At 43.7% G+C, this 22,545-nt stretch carries 13 protein-coding genes; 9 read left to right on the forward strand and 4 right to left on the reverse strand.

What is annotated here, in order from left to right; translation table 11 throughout:
* Positions 1–337: 337 nt before the first annotated feature.
* The 6 genes from EGC80_RS11590 to EGC80_RS11615 all read left to right on the forward strand — a co-directional run bounded on the left by EGC80_RS11590 (position 338) and on the right by EGC80_RS11615 (position 13,110).
* Positions 338–2,842, forward strand: a complete 2,505-nt coding sequence (locus EGC80_RS11590; RefSeq protein WP_124013980.1) for an alpha/beta hydrolase family protein — start codon at positions 338–340, stop codon at positions 2,840–2,842.
* 392 nt (positions 2,843–3,234) lie between these two features.
* Positions 3,235–3,840: a TetR/AcrR family transcriptional regulator gene (locus EGC80_RS11595; RefSeq protein ID WP_124013979.1), complete on the forward strand. Its 606-nt coding sequence runs from the start codon at positions 3,235–3,237 to the stop codon at positions 3,838–3,840.
* Positions 3,841–4,896: 1,056 nt separating this feature from the next.
* Positions 4,897–5,142 (forward strand): hypothetical protein, encoded by a 246-nt coding sequence (locus tag EGC80_RS11600; protein ID WP_124013978.1) that lies wholly within the window; start codon positions 4,897–4,899, stop codon positions 5,140–5,142.
* Positions 5,143–5,285: 143 nt separating this feature from the next.
* Positions 5,286–6,443 carry an iron-containing alcohol dehydrogenase gene (locus tag EGC80_RS11605; RefSeq protein ID WP_124013977.1) on the forward strand — a complete coding sequence of 386 codons (1,158 nt, stop codon included), beginning with the start codon at positions 5,286–5,288 and terminating at the stop codon, positions 6,441–6,443.
* A gap of 236 nt (positions 6,444–6,679) precedes the next feature.
* On the forward strand, positions 6,680–8,062 hold the full coding sequence (locus tag EGC80_RS11610) for an NAD-dependent succinate-semialdehyde dehydrogenase (RefSeq protein WP_124013976.1): 1,383 nt from the start codon (positions 6,680–6,682) through the stop codon (positions 8,060–8,062).
* Positions 8,063–8,466: 404 nt separating this feature from the next.
* Positions 8,467–13,110, forward strand: a complete 4,644-nt coding sequence (locus EGC80_RS11615) for a PAS domain S-box protein (RefSeq protein ID WP_233768495.1) — start codon at positions 8,467–8,469, stop codon at positions 13,108–13,110.
* A gap of 254 nt (positions 13,111–13,364) precedes the next feature.
* On the opposite strand, the gene EGC80_RS11620 is transcribed toward EGC80_RS11615, so the two are convergent.
* From EGC80_RS11620 to EGC80_RS11630, 3 genes are all read right to left on the reverse strand, one after another.
* Positions 13,365–14,333, reverse strand: a complete 969-nt coding sequence (locus EGC80_RS11620) for a DUF3187 family protein (protein ID WP_124013975.1) — start codon at positions 14,331–14,333, stop codon at positions 13,365–13,367.
* Positions 14,334–14,595: 262 nt separating this feature from the next.
* Positions 14,596–14,907: an EscU/YscU/HrcU family type III secretion system export apparatus switch protein gene (locus EGC80_RS11625; protein ID WP_124013974.1), complete on the reverse strand. Its 312-nt coding sequence runs from the start codon at positions 14,905–14,907 to the stop codon at positions 14,596–14,598.
* Between the two features lie 11 nt (positions 14,908–14,918).
* Positions 14,919–17,159: a flagellar hook-length control protein FliK gene (locus EGC80_RS11630; RefSeq protein ID WP_124013973.1), complete on the reverse strand. Its 2,241-nt coding sequence runs from the start codon at positions 17,157–17,159 to the stop codon at positions 14,919–14,921.
* A gap of 343 nt (positions 17,160–17,502) precedes the next feature.
* Here EGC80_RS11630 and EGC80_RS11635 point away from each other — a divergent pair, with 343 nt between their 5' ends.
* Both EGC80_RS11635 and EGC80_RS11640 read left to right on the forward strand, forming a co-directional pair.
* Positions 17,503–18,282: an MlaA family lipoprotein gene (locus EGC80_RS11635; protein WP_124013972.1), complete on the forward strand. Its 780-nt coding sequence runs from the start codon at positions 17,503–17,505 to the stop codon at positions 18,280–18,282.
* Between the two features lie 65 nt (positions 18,283–18,347).
* Entirely contained in the window at positions 18,348–19,469 is a 1,122-nt protein-coding gene (locus EGC80_RS11640; protein ID WP_124013971.1) for a response regulator, read from the forward strand.
* 416 nt (positions 19,470–19,885) lie between these two features.
* On the opposite strand, the gene EGC80_RS11645 is transcribed toward EGC80_RS11640, so the two are convergent.
* The gene (locus tag EGC80_RS11645; RefSeq protein WP_124013970.1) at positions 19,886–21,355 is read right to left on the reverse strand and encodes a peptide MFS transporter; all 1,470 of its coding nucleotides are present in this window, start codon (positions 21,353–21,355) and stop codon (positions 19,886–19,888) included.
* A 532-nt stretch (positions 21,356–21,887) separates the two neighbouring features.
* Here EGC80_RS11645 and EGC80_RS11650 point away from each other — a divergent pair.
* Positions 21,888–22,535 (forward strand): OmpA family protein, encoded by a 648-nt coding sequence (locus EGC80_RS11650; RefSeq protein ID WP_124013969.1) that lies wholly within the window; start codon positions 21,888–21,890, stop codon positions 22,533–22,535.
* Positions 22,536–22,545: the final 10 nt, after the last annotated feature.

Below are 22,545 nucleotides of genomic sequence, written 5' to 3' on the forward strand. Positions count from 1 at the left end.
TGTACCAGAGATGGCAAGCGGTAACGAGCGATGACAAGCTAAGAGCCTAGAGCGCTACGCTGCTAGGACGCTACGCGGCTAGATGCTATACAATCTTAGCAGCGAAGCTGTCCCTAGCAGGACGAAGTCCGCTCTAGCAGCGCAGCGATCCTAGCAGTGACGAAGTCACGTTCTAGCACCTAGTCGCGCAGCGACTCAATCTTAGCAGCGACACTAGCAGGACGAAGTCCGCTCTAGAACCTATCAAAAACAGATGCATTTATAAGCCATTTTTGTCACACTGTGGCGCATAAAAAGTTATATGAAATCAGCAATAATAACGAGAAAAGGACGCTTCATGAAAGCTTTTACACTGGTTTGTACCAGTTTAGCCATGGCTATTTCAGGCATAGCTCACGGGGCTGAAATTGATATTAGCCACATTCAGCGCTTAGGCCCAGTCATTCAACTGACTGCGACACCATTATCAAAAAGTGCTCAAGCAGATGCTTTGCGTGCCAACTTAGTGACCAACTTAGTTGCCAAATTAGCGGTTAACGTAGTAGAGGGATCAGGTCTTAAAAAGTCTAATTCGATACAAGTATTTAACCAACAACTGACTTGGCAAGCGGCTTCATCAACAGCTGAAGGTGAGGGCTGGTTAGCGTATCAACTGCCGGTATCTACCCATCGATTTACCCAAGGTACGTTGACGGTAAAAGGGCTTGATAACCCACAGGTGTATGTGAATGGCCAATTAGTGAAGTCTGCTAATGAGGTCTCGCTAAATTTAACTAATGGCGACTACCAAGTTTTAGTATTGGCCGATGGTCTGCAAAAAGAGGTTCCTTTTAGCTTGGATTGGCAGGGGAAAAGCGATGTTGATCAGCTCGATTTTACCCAGCAAAAATCACAACGTGTGTCTGCGCAGCAGCTATTTGATGCCAAAGTAATTAACAGTTTAACCCTGTCACCCAATGGTAAATACCTGCTGCAATCGACGATTGAATACCAGGCTAGCCAAGGTGATACCGCGATTGAAGTGACCGAGTTACGCAAGGTGTCGGACAACAGTGTGATGTATCGCTGGCAAGACAATCGACCAAGCAGCGCCGTGTGGTCGGGTGATAGCAAACAATTGGCGTTTGTGGCCAATAAACAGATTCAATTACTGAATGTGGCGGAGTTAACTATCCAAGTTGTTGCGAGCGATATCGACAATGTGTCTGGTTTGCATTGGTACGGTGACAGCGTGTTATTTAACTGGGAAAAACCCTTTAAAGCCGATGAAAAAGCCACCTCAAAGCGTTTTCGCGCATTGGAAGACCGCTGGAGTGACTGGCGTAACAACAGCCAAATTTATCAATTAGATGTGGCTTCAGGTTTTATTCGTCAGCTAACCGATAACAAGATCAGCAGCTCATTTCTAGATGCTAGTGTCGATAACGGTACCTTGTTACTGACTCGCTCTCCGGTCGATTATGCACAGCCTGCACATGGGTTAACTCAGTTAGTTGAATTGAATCTAAACGCGTTAACTGAAACTGTTATTGGCCAATATCGTAGCTTTAGCAGTGCGTTATATGCCGATGACGGCATGTACATTACCGCTGGGCCACGCTTTATGGATGGTGTGGGAGTCCAGGATAAAACCATCGAAGTGAATGATTATGATGGCCAGTTATATTGGCGCGATGGCAAAGGCAATGTGAGCGCGTTAAGCAAAGACTTTACCCCTGCTATTGGTAGCATGACCAAGCTAGAAAATGATGATGTAATATTAACGGTAACCGAAGGTGACCGCTCACCACTGTATTTATTTGATAAAAGCAAAAAACGTTTTAGTAGAATAGACACGGGCGTTGATATGGTTGACTACTTTAGTGTGGCAATCGAGCCATCTACGCCAACGATTGTGTTTGCGGGTACGTCGGCCACCGCGCCGCAAAAAACCTTCAAAATGACATTGAACTCCAGTGGTAAGCAGCTGTTGTTCGATAGTCAGCAACAAAGCTATGCCAATACCCGTTTCGGTGATATTCAAGATTTTGATTTTACCAATAAGCATGGCCACAATATTGATGGTCGGGTGTATTTACCCGCAGACTTTGATGCCAGTAAAAAGTATCCCGCATTGGTATATTACTATGGCGGCACCTCTCCTGTAGGGCGTCACTTTACCGGTCGTTGGCCATTTAATTTATGGGCAGCCCAAGGTTATGTTGTGTATGTACTACAACCCAATGGTGCAACCGGTTATGGCCAAGCATTTAGTGGACGTCATGTGAATGCATGGGGTAAATACAGTGCTGAGGACATTATTGAAGGGACTAACGCATTCTTGGATGCACATGATTTTGTTGACCCTAAACGAGTGGGTAACATGGGCGCGTCATATGGCGGCTTTATGACCATGTATTTAGCCACCAAAACCGATATTTTTGCCGCGTCAATGTCCCATGCTGGGATCAGCAATTTATCTTCTTACTGGGGACATGGCTGGTGGGGTTATGGCTATTCTGGTGTGGCCAGTCGAGGCAGTTTTCCGTGGAATAACCCTGAGCTCTACGTTGAACAAAGCCCGCTATATCATGCAGATAAAATCACCACCCCGTTATTGTTAATTCACGGTAATGCCGATACTAATGTGCCAGTGGGTGAAAGCCATTACATGTACACCGCCCTTAAATTATTAGGTAAAGAAGTGGAGTTGGTTGAGTTTAACGGCCAAAACCATCATATCAATACTCGCCAAGCACGATTCGACTGGTGGGATACCACTATGGCCTGGTTTGATTTAAAGTTAAAAGACCAGCCTGAGTGGTGGAATAGTCTTTACCCTGAGACAACAGAGCAACAGTAAATGTTAATTTGATCCGGCCTCGCATTGCGGGGCTGTTTTTTACTGAGTGAGCACAAGGTATGCCAATGGTAGCCAGTGATAGCCAGTGATAGCCAATAATAATCATCTGGTGATGGGGGAGGCTAACCTCGCACTATCCAGCATTGAGATCTGGTGATATCTTAAGATTATGATCAATGAAGTTTGCCCCAAAGAGCATCTGTGTAATAACAATGAATATTTCCGAGTTAGGGTAAATTAGCTAAGATTTAGCTGCAGATTACTTTTGCTGCCAATATTATTGACTTAATACTGTGATCGACTGCGATGTAACGGCCAGAAAATAGTCGAAGTATTGACTTAACTATATAGTCAACTACAATAAACACAAACGTAATGATAGGTATTAGCGAATGGGCCGTAAAAGCGATGGCAGAGAACGCCTGCTACAGGCAATATCCGATCTGATGTGGGAGAGCAGTTATGGCACTCTCACGATTGATGTTATTTGTGAGCGCGCCGGCGTGAAGAAGGGCAGTTTCTACTATTTTTTCACCTCTAAGTCCGACCTTGCCGCCGAGTCGATCCGCGAGGGATGGGAGGCAAAGAAACCGAAAATGAATACCTTATTTTCGGCGACTCGACCGCCTTTAGAGCGACTGAAAGCTTATTTTGACGATATACGACAAACACAGTTTGAGGCGCTCGAGAAACACGGTCGTGTCCTTGGTTGTCCCAATTTTAGTGTGGGTGCTGAGATCAGCGGTACCGCGCCTGAACTGGATAAGAAGTTACAGCATACGTTTAGCGATTTGCTCAAATACATTGAATCTGCCATTCGTGATGCCCAGTCTGAGGGGACGATTAACGTCGCCGATCCAGCGATGAGCGCCCGTTGCGTACTCGGTTTTTTTGAAGGGGTGTTGACCCATGCCCAAGTCCGCAATGATCCGACTTTATTAGATGATATTTGGCCAGGAACCCTGCAAATGCTGGGTATTGCGCCGGATGCCGCTTAGAGTGTGATTATTTTTTCGGTTACTAGTTGACCATCTGGCTACTTTTATTGAAACAAGGTTTCAAAGCATTATCATCTAGGAACTGCAGCTGATTATTTGTCAATTTGTGTTTATTGTCTTTGTTCGCGGGGCGGGCAGCTTCGACGCTAATCGTTAACCGAGACACTAGTATATTTGCCTTGTTCTTGGCCGATCTATTGCTGTTATCACGCCAGTGCTATTTGGTTGATACCGATAACATACACAGTTAGGGTTTACGAAAAGCGCCAGTATGAGTTAGCAAACCTATGGTCAATCAGCGCAAACTTTTTTAATAACAACAAGACTATTGGCAGGCAGTGATAATGAGTAGGACGTGAAAGCTAATTGGGTCTTGATAAAGCTGAATTTCAACGGCAAGCGTTGTGAACTCGACGTGATAGATCGCCCCCTATACTCTGAGCCAGGCCTTTTACTCTGAACCCTAGTATTTACTCTGAGCCTGGTCTTTACTCTGGACCCTAGCCTTTTATTCCAATCCTTAGCATTTACTCTGAGCCTGGTTTTTACTCTGGACCCTGGCCTTTTATTCTAATCCCTAGTCTTTACTCTGAACCCTAGCCTTTTATTCTAATCCCTAGCCTTTACCCTAATCCCTAGCCCTTTATTCTAATCCCTGGCAGTGTGTGGATTTTATCGGTGCCAAATTGGAAAGTCTATTACTAGTATGTTAGTATAGCTAAACAGTCAACTATGATTAGTGTTATTTAACGTAAAGCACCAATAGCGCTTTCAATTCAGCGCTTTCGATAATCTAGAAGCTGCGGCAGAAGAGGGCGGCAAGTAAGATACTTATCCACTCTCGTGCACTCTACGTGATAAAAAATCGCTCACACCGCAGTCCAGGACTTAATATCAGGTCTAACATATTCAAGTTGAATTTATACAAACGATTGACCTAGTTTTATAGTTGACTATCTAGTAAAGTATTAGCAAGAGAATAACGTGAAAATAGGAAGCAAGTGAATACCAGCAGCGTGTTGTATGCCATCCAAGTCATTGCCATCGAGCGGAACTATGGTTACGGACGTTCTGCCGATGACCTTAGTGAACGAGCCGTTATGTATGGTCGAGGCCACAAGCTTTAGCAGCAAACGTGCAGCAGCAAACGTGCAGCAGCAAACGTGCAGCAGCAAACGTGCCACTCATACCAAAGCGCTGTTTGCGCTTGGCCATTTATATTTTGACAGCGTGATGGACCTGACGGCCAAACCGCTTCCAATCGACAACACTCGACATCACTCGTCATCACCGCCTCGTTAGCAGGGCATGGCCGAAGAAGATGCAGTCGCTAATTAAAGCAACGCATCAGGTCTAGCCCCATATTTGAACGCTAGGCGCAAAAACATTGATGTACGCCTGCACAGGCGTACACCTGTACATTGAAACAGAAGGAAATTTAGATAATGAAAAACTTTGACTTTCACAACCCGACAAAAATTCTTTTTGGTAAAGGCCGTATTGCGGACCTGAACGATCATGTTCCAGCAGACGCAAAAGTGTTGATTATCTATGGCGGCGGCAGCGCGGAACGAACCGGCGTCCTAGGGCAAGTGCGCGCAGCACTTTGTGATCGCACATTCATTGAGTTTGGCGGTATAGAGCCGAACCCACGTTATGCCACTACGCTTAATGCTGTCCAAGCGATCAAGGATAACGACATCACTTTCCTACTTGCCGTTGGCGGCGGGTCTGTTATCGATGCGACCAAATTCATTGCAATGGCGGCGTTATATGAAGGCGACCCTTGGGAGATCCTTACTTCCGGCAGCTCGAAGGTGACGGCAGCGATGCCATTAGGCTCTGTGCTGACGCTACCTGCGACAGGTTCAGAGATGAACAATGGCGGTGTGATCACCAACCCTGAGAAGATAGCGAAGCTTCCTTTTAGAAGTCCACATTGCTACCCCGTCTTTTCTGTGCTCGATCCTGAGCTTACTTATACTCTGCCTGCTCGTCAGATTGCCAACGGTGCGGCCGATGCCTTTGTACACATCGTCGAACAGTATCTTACTTACCCAAGTGCCTCACACGTTCAGGACGGTTTTGCCGAGTCCCTACTGCGCACGCTGATCGATCTTGGTCCTAAATCGCTTGAGACACCTGAAGATTACGATATCCGCGCCAGTCTGATGTGGACAGCAACGCTGGCCCTGAACGGATTAATTGGTGCCGGTGTGCCGCAAGATTGGGCTACTCACATGATTGGACACGAGATCACTGCGCTCAATGATACCGACCACGCGCGCACCCTTGCGGTTGTGCTGCCGTCTCTGTTGAGCGATCAGCGCGGCCACAAATACGAAAAATTGTTGCAATATGCCACTAATGTCTGGGGTATCAATGAGGGATCCGATGACCAGCGGATTGATGCTGCAATCGACGCAACGCGAGCGTTCTTCGAGAAACTCGGGATCAAGACTCGGTTGAGTGACTATGGCATTGCCGCAGCCGAAATCGAGCTTATCGTTACGGCCTTGCAGGAACATGGTATGACCGCCCTTGGCGAACACAATGACATCACCCCTAGCGATGTACGTCGTATTCTCGAGGCGTCACTTTAGCGGATATTGGGCACGACACAGACAAATATAACGAACCGGTAATGGGTTCTGCCCGCCCGAAGGGCGAAACCAAGAAAGACTCGTTAACTTTGATTGAGGCCGCGATCCCTGTGGCTGGCGACAATCAGATGGTACTGACTTCGCCCTAGGGCGTTAGCTTTTGCAATACAAGATCGGGGGCCGGTTCTCAAACACCTATCCCCCGGTTGGTAAATTACCCAACAAAGGTAACTATTATGACTTATGAAACACGTAACCCCTACACGGGCGATCTTCTGGAAACATTCCCAGACGCAACCGACTCTGAGGTTAACCAAGCGATTGAAAAAGCGCACACTGCTTTTTTATCGTGGAAGGAAACCGAGTTTGTTGAGCGCGCACGCGTGATGCATGCCGCGGCTAAAATATTACGCCGTGACGTTGATTATTTCGCCAATCTGCTCACTGTTGAGATGGGCAAACTTGTGCCCGAAGCTAAAGCCGAAGTTGCGCTGTCGGCGGATATCTTCGACTACTATGCAGAGAATGCACAGACGCTGTTGGCACCTCAAAAGCTGCCAGTGGCTGAAGGCGAAGCGGTAATTTACGCTGAACCGCTGGGCGTATTATTGGCGATAGAACCATGGAACTTCCCGTTCTATCAGGTAGTCCGCATTGCCGCACCACAAATGTCGGCAGGTAATACCCTGTTGCTCAAGCATGCGTCCAATGTTCCGCAGGCTGCTGCTGCGTTCGAAAAATTGATGCTCGATGCTGGTCTGCCTGAGGGTGTGTTTAAGAATCTTTATGCCACACGGTCGCAACTCGAAACCATTATCAATGATCCGCGCGTCCACGGCGTGGCATTGACTGGGTCGGAAGGCGCCGGTGCAGTCGTTGCAGCGCAGGCAGGCAAGGCGTTAAAAAAATCGACACTTGAACTTGGCGGTGCAGATGCATTCGTGGTTCTCGCCGATGCTGAGATGGAAAAAACCATTGACTGGGCGGTCTTAGGGCGGCACTGGAATGGTGGCCAAGTCTGTGTGTCCTCTAAGCGGATGATCATTGTTGATGACGTCTATGATACGTTTCTTGAGGGTTATATCGCCGGGGTTGCGAGACTCAAAGCGGGTGATCCGTTTGAGCCAACCACCACCTTGGCGCCACTTTCTTCCAAGGCGGCCGCAGAAGAAATTAAGGACAAGATACGCCAGGCGGTTTCTTTTGGTGCTACGGCAACGGAAGTAGGGCCAATCGTTCCCAATTCAGGCAATTTCGTTCAGCCGACCATTCTGACCGATATTTCACAAGACAACCCTGCGCGCTATTGGGAATTCTTCGGTCCGGTCTCTATGTTGTTTCGTGCCAAGGATGAAGATGACGCAGTGCAGATTGCAAATGATTCACCGTTTGGTCTGGGCGGGTCTGTTTTTACCGCCAATCCAAAGCATGGCGCAGAAGTGGCTAAGCGTATAACCACGGGTATGGTGTTCGTCAATCACCCTACCATGGCCAAGGCGGACTTGCCCTTTGGTGGCGTTAAACGTTCAGGCTATGGCCGTGAACTTGTGGGTCTGGGCATCAAGGAGTTTGTTAACCATAAACTCATTGCCGTGGTTGATATAGACGCCCCTTTCTAGTCAATCGCTTCTAGATTCCTGGCAGCTTGGCTGCTAGGGCTATACAAGCCAAGAGCCTAGAACGCTGCGCTGCTGGGACGCTACGCGGCTAGATGCTATAAAATCTTAGCAGCGAAGCTGTTCTTAGCAGGACGTAGTCCGCCCTAGAAGCGAAGCGCACTATCCCCATAGCGGCCTAGGATCTTAGCAGCGAAGCGACACTAGCAGGACGTGGTCCGTCCTAGCATTTAGATGAGCGATGACAAGCCAAGAGCGCTGTATTATCGCTTGTCACCTCTCAATATCGCTTGTCACCTCTGTCACCATTATAGGGTTTGAAAAAACTATGTTTTTCAATGTCTAGCTTGTAAAAAACTCTTTTGTCGTTCACAGTTAATCCTCATAACTTTTAACAACTAATAAACATGACTAGACTATCGAGTTACAAAAATGCGCTTAAATTGGCTATTGGAGTATTTACTTCTGGCTTAGTTATTAGTTTTGTTACAGCCCTGAGTGTTAATCATCAAAATAAATCCATCATTACTAGCTCTCTTGAAGCGGTGACTGAGCAAGTTGCCAATAATATTGTTGATCGTATCGTACTATATCAATATGGTTTACGAGGTGCTCGAGGGATTATTTATACGGTTGGTGAAGATAATATTTCACGTGAACTCTTTAAAAAATACAGCTTAACACGTGATTTTAAAGGTGAATTCCCCGGTGCTCGAGGGTTTGGTTACATCCGACGAGTGCCTGCAGCTGATGAAGCGAATTTTGTTGCCAAAGCCAAGCTTGATGATTGGCCAAATTATAGTGTCAGTCAGCTTAGCCCTCATGATGATGAACGATATTTGATTGACTATATCGAACCCGTTGAGCGTAACCTTGCCGCCGTTGGCTTAGATATTGCCTCTGAGAAAAACCGTAAAAATGCGGCACAACAAGCATATTTAACCGGGGAAGTACGGTTAACGGGGCCGATCACGTTAGTCCAGGCGACAGGTCATCCGTTACAAGCTTTTTTAATTCTAATGCCCATTTACCGTACTGGTTTTACCCCTGCGACCCCTGAGTTAAGGGCGGCAGAAGCATTTGGGTGGAGTTATGCTCCCTTAGTGGCTAATGAGGTTTTTGAGGAGATCAATTTATCCCGTCAGAAGTCTAAGTTATTGATCAATGATGTGACCGATGAGCAAAACAATGTCTCGTTTTATGAAACCCATGTTGGTGATGCCAATCCGTTATCGTCTTATTCCGCGGCATTAGATCGCGATATATTTGGGCGTAAATGGAACATATCATTAGTGGCTTATCCTGAATTTGTCAGTGGTTTACATTTAACGTCACCTAATATTGTCTTTAGTTATGGCTTAATTGTCAGTTTGTTATTGGCTGGGTTGCTTGGGTTTTACGGCTACGCATTAGGACGTAAAAATCTGATTTTAAAGGATAATGAAAGGCGTTCTAATATTTTAGAACATTCGCTCGATGCCATTATAAGTTTCGATTGTAATGGTATCATCACCAGTTGGAATGATGGTGCGGTAACGATTTTTGGTTATGAAAAACATGAGGTGATTGGCTTCAAGAAAACCGCATTTATTGTACCCATAGAGGGCTATGATGCAGAAGCTGAACAGTTTAATCAGGTGCTTGACGGTAAATCATTATTAAATTTTGTTTGTGAGCATAAACGAAAAGACAATGTATTACTGTCGACCTCGATGACGTCACTAGCTATTTATAATGAGTTCGGCAAAATCATCGGAGTCAGCCAGACTATTCGAGATATCACAGCACAACATAATGCGGAAAAACAAATTTTAGGCATCAATGCCAGTCTTGAGCGTAAGGTGTCCAAACGTACTCATGCGTTACAACAAGCACTATCAGAAAATAAAACCTTACTTGATAATATTAATAAGCAGTTACTTTATTCTGAGACGGATAAAAATGGCGTTATTTTGGCGGTAAATGATTATTTTTGTCAAACATCTGGATTTACTCGCGAACAAATGGTCGGTAAAAAACATTCTATTATAAAGTCGAATGAACATGATGATGCGTTTTGGAAACACATGTGGCAAACCATTAACGCTGGCCAGACTTGGCATAATGAAATTTGTAACCATGATAGCCAAGGCAATGTTAAATGGCTTGATACTGTAATTGCGCCAGTTATGGATGAGAAGGGTAATCTTGATCGCTGTATTGCTCTGAGGATTGATATTACTGAACGTAAAAATGCTCAACTTGAAAAGAATAAACTCGCTTCTTTACTCACTAATGTGCTTGCTGCAGCAACAGAAATTGCCATCATTTCAACTGATAATGACGGTATCATTACTATTTTTAATCGTGGTGCCGAGTTATTACTCGGGTATCAGGCTGAAGAGATTGTGGGTAAACAAAGCCGTGGGATAATGCATCTTGCTGCTGAAGTCCACCAACGCAGTAAAGCGTTAAGTGAAGAGTTTGGTGAACAGATTAGTGCTTTTGATGTGTTTGTTTATAAGCCAAGAACCCAAGGGCCTGAAACGCGCACTTGGACCTATATCCGTAAAGATTTGTCTCAGTGCCAAGTGTCGTTGTCGGTTTCGGCTATGCGTGATCAAAGCGGAGAGATTATTGGCTATTTAGGCGTTGCAGTGAATATTGATACGATGCTTAAGCAACAAGAAGAGTTAGTGTCTGCCAGTAATCAACTGATCCAAGCGGCTGAGGTAGCAGAGTTGGGTATTTGGAATTTAGAGTTAGATACTAATATCTTGCAGTGGAACGATCGTATGTTTGCAATGTACGATTATCCATTAGCACTCAAGGAAGAGGCGTTAAGTTACCAGCATTGGAAACAACGAATTCATCCCGATGATATTGATATGGCTGAACTTGCTTTACAGCAAACCATCGACTCAAACAAACCTTATGAGCCGACATTCCGAATTATTACCCGCTCGAATCAAATTCGCTATATACAAGCGGGAGGCCAAATTAGTTACGACAAATCAGGTAAGCCGTTGCGCGTGATTGGGATTAATCGTGATATTACTGATCAACGCGAATTAGAGCAAACCTTGCGTTTAGCCAAAGAAGCTGCAGATGCAGCCAGTGCCGCAAAATCAGCTTTCTTAGCCAATATGAGCCATGAAATACGTACCCCGATGAATGCCGTGTTAGGCATGTTACAACTTATTCAGCATTCAGAGATGAGTCGCCAACAAGCTGATTATGTCACTAAGGCCGAGATTGCTGCTAAGTCATTATTGGGACTGTTAAATGATATTTTAGACTTTTCTAAAATTGATGCAGGTAAGCTAGAACTTTATTTGCACTCGTTTCAACTCGAAACGTTAATGCGTGAGTTAGCGGTGATGTTGGCGACCAATGCACACAGTAAAAATGTAGAAGTTATTTTTGATTTAGATCCTGCTATTCCATACCTGATTGAAGGTGATGAGCTTCGTTTGCGTCAAGTGTTGTTAAACCTTGCGGGTAATGCGATTAAATTTACCTCAGAAGGTCACGTGATTGTCAGTGTGCACTGCAATAAATTTGATGCAAACCAAGTGAATTTAACTATTTCTATTACAGACACAGGCATCGGCATTAGTCAGGATCAAGCAAATAAAATTTTCCAAGGTTTTGTTCAAGCAGAGTCATCAACCTCAAGACGATTCGGTGGTACAGGATTGGGATTAGCGATTACTAAACGCCTAGTGGAGTTAATGGGCGGTAAATTAGCCCTAACGAGTCATATTGGCGAGGGAAGTCGATTTTGGTTTGATTTGACGTTTAATATTGTTGAAGTAAACAACCACGATTTTGATATCGATTTGCAGGGTAAGAATATTCTGCTTGTTGATGACAGTAAGATGAGCCGTAAAATTTTATCAAAAACCTTAATGACCCATGGCGCTTATGTTAATGAAGCTAAGAACAGTAAACAGGCTATCAATCTTGTTGAGCAAAGCGTAAATGCCACTAACCATTATGATGTCATTATTATGGATTGGCGCATGCCAGATAAGAATGGCTTAGACACTGCCAATCACATTCAAACGATGTTTGCTGCCGGTAAAGCCCCTGCCATTATTATGTTGACGGCTTATGGCGCTGAAGTAATGGAACAAACCAAGCAATATCATCAACAGCCGTTTGTGAGTTTGTTGGTCAAGCCGGTGACGGCCAATTTAATGCTTGAGACGGTTTACCAAGCTATTAATGGTGTAGACCGACCTATACAATCTAAAAAAATAACCCATGTGGCATTAAAAGGTGTCAGGGTATTAGTGGTTGAAGATAACCAGCTTAACCGTCAAGTTATTGATGAATTATTGCGACTACAAGGTGCGATTGTGACATTGGCTAAAGGCGGTATTGAGGGCGTAGAGTGGGTGACTAAGTCGAATAATCAATTTGATATTGTGATCATGGACATGCAGATGCCCGATATGGATGGGCTTGAGGCCACTCGCCTTATTCGTGCTGATGGCCGATTTAATGATTTATCTATTTTAGCCATGACGGCCAACGCATCTCTTGCCGATAAAGTATTATGCCTTGAGGCGGGTATGAATGATCATATTGGTAAGCCAATAGATATGACGAGTTTATTACCTTGTATGCTTAACCTGTTGAACCAAGAAAACAACGCTTACTATCATCTGCCTATGACGTTACCTGAAGTGTTTAACGAGGGCGACGATGATCTGATTATAGAAAATCCCGATTCTATTTTACGTCGTTTTGGTGGTGAACGTGGGTTTATTATTGATGTGAAACATCTTTTTGCATCAGAAATGTCAGATCAATTACTGGCGCTTACTCAAGCGTTTGCACAACATGATGACAATCTTATCGGTAGTATTGCCCATACTATTAAAGGTACCTCGAGCAATATTGGTGCTAAGCGACTGGCCGCTTTTGCCGCTTCGCTGGAGCAAAATATAAACAATGGCATTAATGTTGATTCAGTTGATTATCTGAGCCAAATGCAAGACCTGATTAATGATAGTTTGCAGATGTTAGATACTTTATTTCCAGACGATAGTGCTGCACCCTAGCAGGACGAAGTCCGCCCTAAAATCTAGATGACAGGCGATGACAGGCGATGACAAGCCAAGAGCCTAGAACGCTACGCTGCTAGGACGCTTTGCGGCTAGAGGCTATACAAGCAAAAAGCGCAAAGCCTAGAACGCTACGCTGCTAGGACGCTTCGCGGCTAGAGGCTATACAATCAACAGCCTAGTCGCGCAGCGACTCAATCTTAGCAGCGAAGCTGTCCTTAGCAGGACGCAGTCCGCCCTAGAATAGGGTGTTAAAATTTATGGCGATAACCTAAGGTATAAGCTATGTCAGCAGTGTTATCCATGTTTAAAACGTTCTCAATCATGGTGATCTCGAGTGCGCTACGATTGAAATAATAACGATAACCCAGTAAAGCTTCATTAGACGCTTCGGAGAAGTTTTCATCCCAGCTCACCATCCCATCATAGCGGTGGTATTCAGCTAACCAGCCATGACGGCCTGTACGGTATTCATAACCCAGTCCCAGCATTAAGTAATGTGATTCATAGGCGTTTTGCGAGAGTGGGTCTTTACTGTGCAGGAAACTAACACCTAGGGTTGAATTAACATGGTGATTGCCATTATGGAAGCCGTAATTAATTTGTACGCTTTGCTGAAAACTTTTATCGGCAAATGGGCCCGAATCGACATATTTGTAGTACAAGGTACCCCCAACGGAAATACCATGATGCTCATTTTGTAATAATTGATAACCTAAATATGCACTAAGAGCATTATTGAGAGTTTCGCCACTAAAATTATCAATATCGATAGCGTATTTTTCAGATCGGATTTGATTTTGGTGTTTAGCTTGCTGGTTACGACCATTTTGATCAAAACCAGCAGCATCGTGGAACCACATCGTTAATGAGTCTAGATGATTATCACCGCTAAACTGCCAAGTGTAATTGGCATCAAACAGTAAATCGTCTGTGATTTGCCATTTAAGACCGCTGCGAATCGCATTTTGATAGTAGTCTGCTAATAGTTCGTCTGATTCTGACCAGATGCTGGCCGCATTAGCTGTGATGTACCATTCTTTTTGCCCTTGAGGCAACGAAAAGCCAGAGCGCATAAGTGGACTGAGATTGAGAGACTGCATTGGTGATTGTGCATATACCTGTAAAGGTCCGTAATCATCAAAACTCACCACTTGAGCATATGCAGGAAAGATAGACGAAATACTCAGTACAGATATCAATTTAAGGTGGGTCTTCATCGCTATTTCTCGTGTTAACGCTTCAGTTAATATCTGAATTTGTCTTAGAATCAGTATGTTATTAATTGAAAAGGTGAATTTTATTACTCATTTAAGCCCTTTCTTAGGTTGCTAACTGGTGAAGTTGTACCCTTTATAATGGTATAAAATCAGAATTTGAATGTCCAAACTGGAAACTGTGAATCTGACTTACCCATTGGTACTGGGTTAACCTCTCTAAACCATTAACCTATTTAACCTCAGGCTATGTTGGCAGCACCTTTTAAGCTTGAGCGACAATTTTTTGATGAAGAGTATTCCATTGTTCAGGGAATTTCCCCTCCAGCATGTATACAAATGCAATCAGCTCTGCGATCAATAAATACAGCTCTTTAGGCACTTCGTCACCTAATTCTAACAGTTGTAAAAACTCACTTAAGTGTGGATCTTGATGAATATGGATCCCCGCGTCTTTGGCGATTAATATCATCTCTTCGGCAACTAAATCCTTACCTGTAGCAGTAATTTTAGGAGCACTTTTACCATCAAAACTAAGTGCAACAGCTTGCTGAATTTTTTGGGAGTCATCTTTCATCATGTTCTCTATTAGGCTCTAGTTTTGACTAAATAGTGATCGCCAGGTAATAAGGTTGCTGGAATTTGGGCCAACTGAGTAGTGAGTTTTCCGGGGGTAAAACCTATTTGAGTTATTTTATCTGATAATGCTTGGTTAAAGCTTTCTACTTTCGCCAGTAGCATTTGGTTATTGCCTTTAAATTGAATATCCAGCACTTCAGCTTGTTTATGCGCACAAATCAATAATGACCCTTGAGCTAAGTTAAATTTGAGTTGCAGTTTCCATCCTGCTTTTTTATCTTTGTCTGGATCATTTTCTTGTTCAAACTTACCTTCAAATTGCTCATCGCGTTGGTTAATTGAGTAGGGCAGGGCAAAGTACCATGTTATGGCTTGATTGGGATCGGTGCTTGCCTGTTGGTAAAGTGCAATACTACTTGCTAATTGTGCCATCGAGTCTGCGCCACCTAGCTTGTCTAATGCCGCTAATAATCCTGAATTAGCGCTGAGTTTACTCAAGGTCCGTTGTTGCAATTGCGCAAAGTGGGCCTGAAGTTTTTCGCTGATCCCCGCCCCTGTTGATTTTGATTTCACCCCTAATAGTAATTGGAATAGGGTTGTGATGGCACTACCAGAAAAGAGTGGTGAGGGGTGTGAGCTCCCTGAATGACTCAGCGAGGTGTGGGCGAGGTTTAGCGCCGCTAAACTGTGCAGTTCACTGCTGAGTAATGCCGGATCGCTTAATGCGCTTAATGGGTGAGGGCTTATTTGAGGTAAGTGTTTAAACAGTTCGCTGGCGAGATTATGAGGAATTTGTTGAGCTAGCTGCTGTTTTATTGGCATCGCACCTGCTTTTGATAAGGCTTTATTCAATACTTCTATTGGTGCTGGATCGCTACTTAACGTGTTGGGTAGCTCATTTTTCGCGCTATTTAGGATGGCGGGTGCGGTATTAGCCTTGGGTGTGTGCTGTTGCGCTAATAATGTTATCGGTAGCGTGACTTGTTGTGCCGTGTTGGCGGTAGTGTTGGGTCGATTAGCTTGCTGTGCCGTATTGGCGTTAGTGGTGTTGGTTAGACTGGCTTGCGGTGCCGTATTGGCGCTAGTGGTGTTGGTTAGATTAGTTTGCTGTGCCGTGTTGCTAGTGGTGTTGGCTAGATTTGCCTGCGGTGCCATGTTGCTAGTGTTTTTGGTTAGACTCGCTTGCTGTGCCGATAGTGTGGATTGGCTTTGTTGCTGTGTTACCGTTGCCGCTGTTTTTACTGCGCGACTATCGGGGGCTATTTTTGGCGAAGACGCAGTTAATCCATAGGGAACTTTTTGTTGGCTATCATTTCCTTTAATCGCATTATCAATTTTTGGCAATGGTGTTGATTCTAGTTTTTTTAGAAACTGGCTGAGGATTTGTGCCGGTTCATTTTTAGTGATGATGATGTTTGTCGCTTGAGGCGACAGGGCTGCTTGCGGCGTTGTTGTGAGTTTAGTTAAATTTACGCTTACTTCTGCAATGACGGGTGTTAGAGCAAGTTGTAGTTGCTGCTGTTGCACCACGACTTTGGCTAAATATTGGCCCGGATGTAGAGCGGTATTTGGTGATAGTTTGATGCTTGTGCCACCGGCAAACGTTAGTTGATTTTGGTCTTGGTCTATTACGGCTGTAGGCAGTGGATAACCTTGAGGCCTTGTTGCTAACGTTGTAAGCTGTTGTGTTGAAACACCATTTTGTTTTGCTAGTTCCTCAAACGCTTGTGGTAAGGCAAGCTGAATGGGTTGTGCTAAAAGCACTAATTGAGTCGCGACCGTTTGGGCTGGCGATGTGATGGTTGACCCCGCTGAAGCCGTCAGAGGTGTTGGCGCAGGAACTGGGTTATTAATGACTTCGACTTGGCCCTGGGGCTGATTTACGCTGGACGCGGCGCGTGCCAAAAGTTTAGCTTGATCGCTTGCAATCACGACTTGGGCTGTTTGTTGTAATAATTTTTGCAGTTCAGCGGTTTTGTTTAGTTGATAGTGTTGATTTTCAATGGTGATGCTGACTTGTGCGCTTGCTGGTGGTTGCAAAACCTTGACCGCTAGTAATACTGGGGCTAAATCTGATTTTGTGGAAGATGACGTGGATAAAACGGATTTTTCATTTGACGTTTGCACAGGCAAAGAAGCGCTATCAGTTTGAGTTTGTTTACGATCTGACAGCGGTTTCTGACTTGCATCAGCAGGTTTAAATGTGTCGGTATTAACCGCTTTTTTGGGAAGCGTTGTTGGCACTGTCATATAAATCCTATCAAACGAATATGTTTATCTATCGAAATCAACCAAGATGTCAGTGAAGAATATCAACTTCATTTACAATTTTTTGATTGATATTGTCAAAAGGCGCACTATCCTTAGCCCCCTGTTACCATTATTGGGGCAACTCATATGGTTTAATTACCATGATAATGAACGATTGCTGGCAACAGACACGTATAAGCAAGGACTGACTGTTAAATATTGTAAGATATCAGCCTAACATTTGCTTGCTAAATTATATCGACTTGAACAAAAATTGCTTTAATAAAAAGATAGAAATGGCAGTTTGTTGAGTGAGACCTTTTGTTATTTTAAAGAGAGTTATATGAAGTATAAATGGATATTACTTCAGGTGATCGTTGCTGTTAGCATGCCAGTGTATGCCGAAGCCGAAGCACCTCAAGTTGACACATCAACACTCGCTGCGGTTGAGTTCAAATATAATGATCCTCTCGATCCATTTGAAGGGATTAACCGCACAATGTGGGATTTTAACTATCTGCTTTTAGACAGATATATTATCCGCCCAGTCGCTCATAGTTATAAAAATTATGTTCCAAACCCAGTAAGAACAGGGGTCAATAATTTTGTTTATAACTTAGAAGAGCCTAGCTCTCTAGTGAATAATACCCTCCAAGGTAAGTGGAAGTGGGCAGCTAATGCTGGCGGGCGTTTTACGGTTAATACCACCATAGGCTTACTGGGTTTAGTGGATGTTGCTGACATGATGGGGATGCATCGCAAACAAGACGATTTCAACGAAGTGTTAGGTTATTATGGTACGCCAAATGGTCCTTATTTTATGGCACCATTTTATGGCCCAATCGTGACAAGAGAAATCGCCTCTGATTGGGTGGATGGTCTATACTTTCCTTTATCGGAATTAACGATGTGGCAGTCAGTACTAAAATGGGGCTTAAAAGGTTTGGATGCCCGCTCTAAAGCCATTGATCAAGAAAGATTATTAGACAATGCTCTTGATCCTTATGCTTTTGTAAAAAATGCCTATTTACAGCATATGGATTACAAAGTTTTTGATGGTGATGTTCCATCATCTCAAGCAGATGATGAGTTACTTGATGAGTATTTAGATGAGCTTGAATAGTCGAGGCATACAGGCTCCTCGACAGTTATGTCTGCGGGGGTGTTGTATGTCTGTGAGGTTGTTGTATGGCACTAACTGATGTCGAGATCCTCTTTGTTGAAGATGACCCGATATTTCGCCATGTCGTTGCTGATTTTTTACAGCAGCAAGGTGCTCGGGTTCAACAAGCATGTGATGGAAATGAAGGCATAACCCTTTTTTCCCATGCTATCTTTGATATTGTTATTGCTGACTTAAGCATGCCAGGCCTTGATGGTTTGTCTATGCTTAAGCAAATGCAAGTTATTAATCCTGCTATACCCGCTATTGTTATTTCTGGTAATGATGTGATGTCTGATGTTGTAGATGCATTGCGCCTCGGTGCCAGTGACTATCTGATTAAGCCTATTGCTGACTTATTCATTATTGAACAAGCAATCGTTCAAGCGATGCATTCAGCCGCTACGCCGATGAATGCATCAGGGCAATCGCATTTACAAGAAATGAATGATTTATCTTACCAAGAGCTCACTGATAATTTATACCTCCTTGAGCAAAATTCTCATGCTGCCAAAAGTGTTCAGCAGCAATTATTTCCTGCGTCGCATATTTATTATCCTAAAGCGGATATTAATTACAGTCTGTTTAAAAATAATGATGTTAGTGCTTACTTTATCGATTCGACTATGGTGGGCGATCATCACTTAGTGATGTATATGGCGCATTTTTTTCCTGAAGATAATAGTGCTGCTTTTGGCTGTGTATTATTGCGCAGCTTTATTAATCAAAAACTTAAGCTGTTTAGAAATGGGTTAAGTAATACCTTAATCGAGCCCAATAGTATGCTGTCTTATCTTAATGATCGTATGGTGAAATCTGGGTTGCATATTAGTACGGATATTATTTATGTGTGCATCGATTTGACTCGCTATTTATTATCAATAGGACAATCAGGTAAAGGGCTAAGGTGTTATTTACGCAATGGTAATAACCTAATGCCTTTGGCATTGCCCGAATCCGCACCTCTTGGTAGTGCGCATTGGAGTAAGCCGAGTATGCAAATTCGTACCTTATTACGGGATGAACAAATTTGTATCGGTACCAATTATTATGAGCATAAACAAAAACTACTTGAGGACCATTATACGGGCCTAGTTTATCAATCAGATATCAAGGCGGGTGGCTTTATTCAGTTGGCTTGTAAGTAATGTGGGATATACCCAAGCCACTTCGTCACTGCTAAGAACAGCTTCGCTGCTAATCAAGCGGGCAAGAGCGATAACAAGCGAACGCTGCGCTCACGGATAAAGCGGTCTCGCGGCTAAGCTCTTGGCTTGTGATCGCTCGTCATCGCTCGTCATCGCTTGTGATCGCTCGTCATCGCTTGATATCGCTTGTCACTGCTAGTGTTGCTTCGCTGCTAAGATTTTATAGCATCCTAGCAGCGCTCTAGGCTTTTAGCTTTTATAGCCTCTAGCCGCGTAGCGTCCTAGCAGCGTAGCGCTCTAGGCTCTTGCTAAGATTTTATAGCCTCTAGCAGCGCCCTAGTTTATCAATAAAAAATCCCCTCACAAGTGAACTTGGAGGGGATTTTTAGTGGGAATAGCTGTTACATCAAAACGGATTAACGTCTAATGGCTTCGTGGTCAGCCGTGACGCCAATTTCTTCTTCTAAAGCTTGTTCTTCAGTTTCATTTTTTGTTTCTGCACCATGCATCCAATCAACAAGTTTGTTTGACATGAAATATAAAATGACTGCAGATATTACCGCTGTAATACCGATCCCAGCAAAAATTGCCATCGCGTTTGCTAGCTGGTCTTCCACTTCGCCGCCATGGCCGATTAATGAACCAATAACACCACCAAGTTTATTTGCCGCTGCAATAAAGAGGAACCAAGTACCCATCATTAATGATGCGATACGCAGTGGAGCAAGTTTAGTCACCATAGACAAACCAATGGGTGATAAGCATAATTCACCCATGGTATGGAAGAAGTAAGCCCCTACTAACCACCACATGCTTGATTTAGCTGAAGCATCGCCGCCCATTTCTAACACCGCGCCAATCATGAATAAGAAACCGACGCCGAGTAAAACCAAACCTAAAGCAAATTTAACTGGAGAGTTAGGTTCATTTTTACCAAGACGGATCCAAATAGCGGCTATCACTGGAGCAAAAATAACAATGAACATCGCATTAAGTGATTGGAACCAAGTGGTCGGTACTTCCCAAGAGCCAATCATACGATCAGTGAAATCGTTAGTGAATAGGTTCATTAAGCCGCCAGCTTGTTCGAAGCCAGCCCAAAATATGATGGTAAATAAGCCCATCACCATAATAACTTTAATGCGGTCACGTTCAATTTTTGTTAACGGCTCTTTGCGGACTTCACCTTTAGCTTCATTCTTGAGTTTTTCAGCTTTAGCTGCGGGAACCGTGCCAATGTCACCCAAGAGTTTTTGGGCGAAAAGGTATTGGATTATCAGTGCTAAAATCATACCGATACCGGCGCAGATAAAGCCTGCTTGGAAGTTACCATCGTAAGCGGCTACTACAAACCCGACAATAATACCCGACAAGAATGCACCTACGTTGATGCCCATATAGAAGATGGTGAATGCACCATCGCGGCGATGATCGCCTGGAGCGTATAGATCACCCACCATAGTTGAAATGTTTGGCTTAAATAGGCCGTTACCTAAAATAAGTACTCCTAAACCTAGATAAAACATTTCAATATCCATTCCTGGCACCCACGCATGAGGTGTACCCAGAATGAATTGGCCTGCAGCCATTAAAAAACCACCAATGTAAATGGCTTTTCGTTGACCTAAATAGGCATCCGCTAACCAGCCACCGATAAGCGGCGTAAGAAATACTAAGCCGGTGAATGTTCCGTATAGCGAAATAGCATCAGCTTGTGACCAGCCGAGGCCATGACCACCATCAGTTTGTACTCTATCAACAAGATAAAGCACCAAAATGGCGCGCATAGCGTAGTAACTAAAACGTTCCCATAGTTCTGTTGTAAAGAGTAAGAACAACCCTTTAGGGTGTCCAAACAGTGTACCTTGAGGTTTTGCGTCACTCATTAAGTCTTCCACCTTAAGCTTGCGATTGCCTGTGAGGAAATATCGTCACAGAAATAATTGTTGTGAGAGTTGTCTATGATTGCTAAATCAGTTAAAGCCCGAAATAACGGGCATTTAAACAAGATGATGCAATACTGAGCAACTTTATTGTCTATTTTTTATAATAAATAATGTCTGTTTGATGTCAAATGCTAACCAAACATCAAAAAGCTAACCTTGTATACCCTTTCCAAGGCGATAAAGTCAATGTTAATGCGGGGAACAGAGAGGTTAAGCTTGTTATAAATTGTGTCAAAGCAATCAAGTAACCTAGAGGCGCGTTAATGATTTGTTTTGTTTTTGTTGACTGGTAAGTTCGGGTTTAATAAGATTTATTGGCATCGAGCCAATATCAATATCATGCTTTAATAACACTCTACTGAAGCCATTTTTCGCAAGGTATTGATTATAAAGTGTTGTCTTTTAATTTATGCAATAAAGAGTTAAAATATGAATTATTAACAGATTTCGATGTCGTGTCGAAGAGGTGTTTATGGCTATCATTCGAACGGTGACATTGATCTTAATGGGATGTTTTATCTACACAGCCCAAGCTTGGGTTGATACCGATTTTGACGGTGTACCAGATAAAAAAGATGCTTGTAATGATACTCCAACTAACAGTGTTGTTATGGCAAATGGTTGTATTGATAGTGAGTTTTTGATTGTTGATGAAGATGCCGAAGATGATGGTGAGTTTGATGAAGCAGAATTAGGCGCAACAATAACCAATAATGCGGCACTTATTGCTGAGCAATGTCGTCAACAGCGAGACGTTTCTGTAGCAGTAGATTGTTTTGGGTCTATACTCCAACCTGTGTATTTTGATTTCGACAAATCAGCGGTGTTGTTAACTCAGCGACCAACATTGGTTAGGGTACAGCAATACATTGAGCAACACCCAGAAGTGCTCATTCGTTTAGATGGTCATACTGATAATGTTGGCAGTGATGCGGTTAACGAGGCCTTGTCTTTAAAACGTGCTGCTACGATTAAAGACTTGCTGGTCAATGAGTACCAATTTCAACCCACGTCGATTGAGATTATTGGGCGGAGTAACTACAAGCCGGTAGCCGATAACGCCACGATAGAAGGTCGTCAGCGTAATCGGCGGGTAGAGTTTATTATTTTGGCAGAGTGATTTTACTATT

The sequence above is a fragment of the Shewanella psychromarinicola genome, assembly GCF_003855155.1.
Taxonomy (GTDB): Bacteria; Pseudomonadota; Gammaproteobacteria; order Enterobacterales; family Shewanellaceae; genus Shewanella; species Shewanella psychromarinicola.

Excerpts from the sequence above, each read along its gene's own strand:
- EGC80_RS11625 (WP_124013974.1), bottom strand. The coding sequence starts at position 14,907 with ATGAAAGATGACTCCCAAAAAATTCAGCAAGCTGTTGCACTTAGTTTT.
- EGC80_RS11630 (WP_124013973.1), bottom strand. The coding sequence starts at position 17,159 with ATGACAGTGCCAACAACGCTTCCCAAAAAAGCGGTTAATACCGACACA.
- EGC80_RS11640 (WP_124013971.1), top strand. The coding sequence starts at position 18,348 with ATGGCACTAACTGATGTCGAGATCCTCTTTGTTGAAGATGACCCGATA.
- EGC80_RS11635 (WP_124013972.1), top strand. The coding sequence starts at position 17,503 with ATGAAGTATAAATGGATATTACTTCAGGTGATCGTTGCTGTTAGCATG.
- EGC80_RS11615 (WP_233768495.1), top strand. The coding sequence starts at position 8,467 with ATGACTAGACTATCGAGTTACAAAAATGCGCTTAAATTGGCTATTGGA.
- EGC80_RS11610 (WP_124013976.1), top strand. The coding sequence starts at position 6,680 with ATGACTTATGAAACACGTAACCCCTACACGGGCGATCTTCTGGAAACA.
- EGC80_RS11605 (WP_124013977.1), top strand. The coding sequence starts at position 5,286 with ATGAAAAACTTTGACTTTCACAACCCGACAAAAATTCTTTTTGGTAAA.
- EGC80_RS11620 (WP_124013975.1), bottom strand. The coding sequence starts at position 14,333 with ATGAAGACCCACCTTAAATTGATATCTGTACTGAGTATTTCGTCTATC.
- EGC80_RS11595 (WP_124013979.1), top strand. The coding sequence starts at position 3,235 with ATGGGCCGTAAAAGCGATGGCAGAGAACGCCTGCTACAGGCAATATCC.
- EGC80_RS11590 (WP_124013980.1), top strand. The coding sequence starts at position 338 with ATGAAAGCTTTTACACTGGTTTGTACCAGTTTAGCCATGGCTATTTCA.
- EGC80_RS11600 (WP_124013978.1), top strand. The coding sequence starts at position 4,897 with ATGGTTACGGACGTTCTGCCGATGACCTTAGTGAACGAGCCGTTATGT.
- EGC80_RS11645 (WP_124013970.1), bottom strand. The coding sequence starts at position 21,355 with ATGAGTGACGCAAAACCTCAAGGTACACTGTTTGGACACCCTAAAGGG.
- EGC80_RS11650 (WP_124013969.1), top strand. The coding sequence starts at position 21,888 with ATGGCTATCATTCGAACGGTGACATTGATCTTAATGGGATGTTTTATC.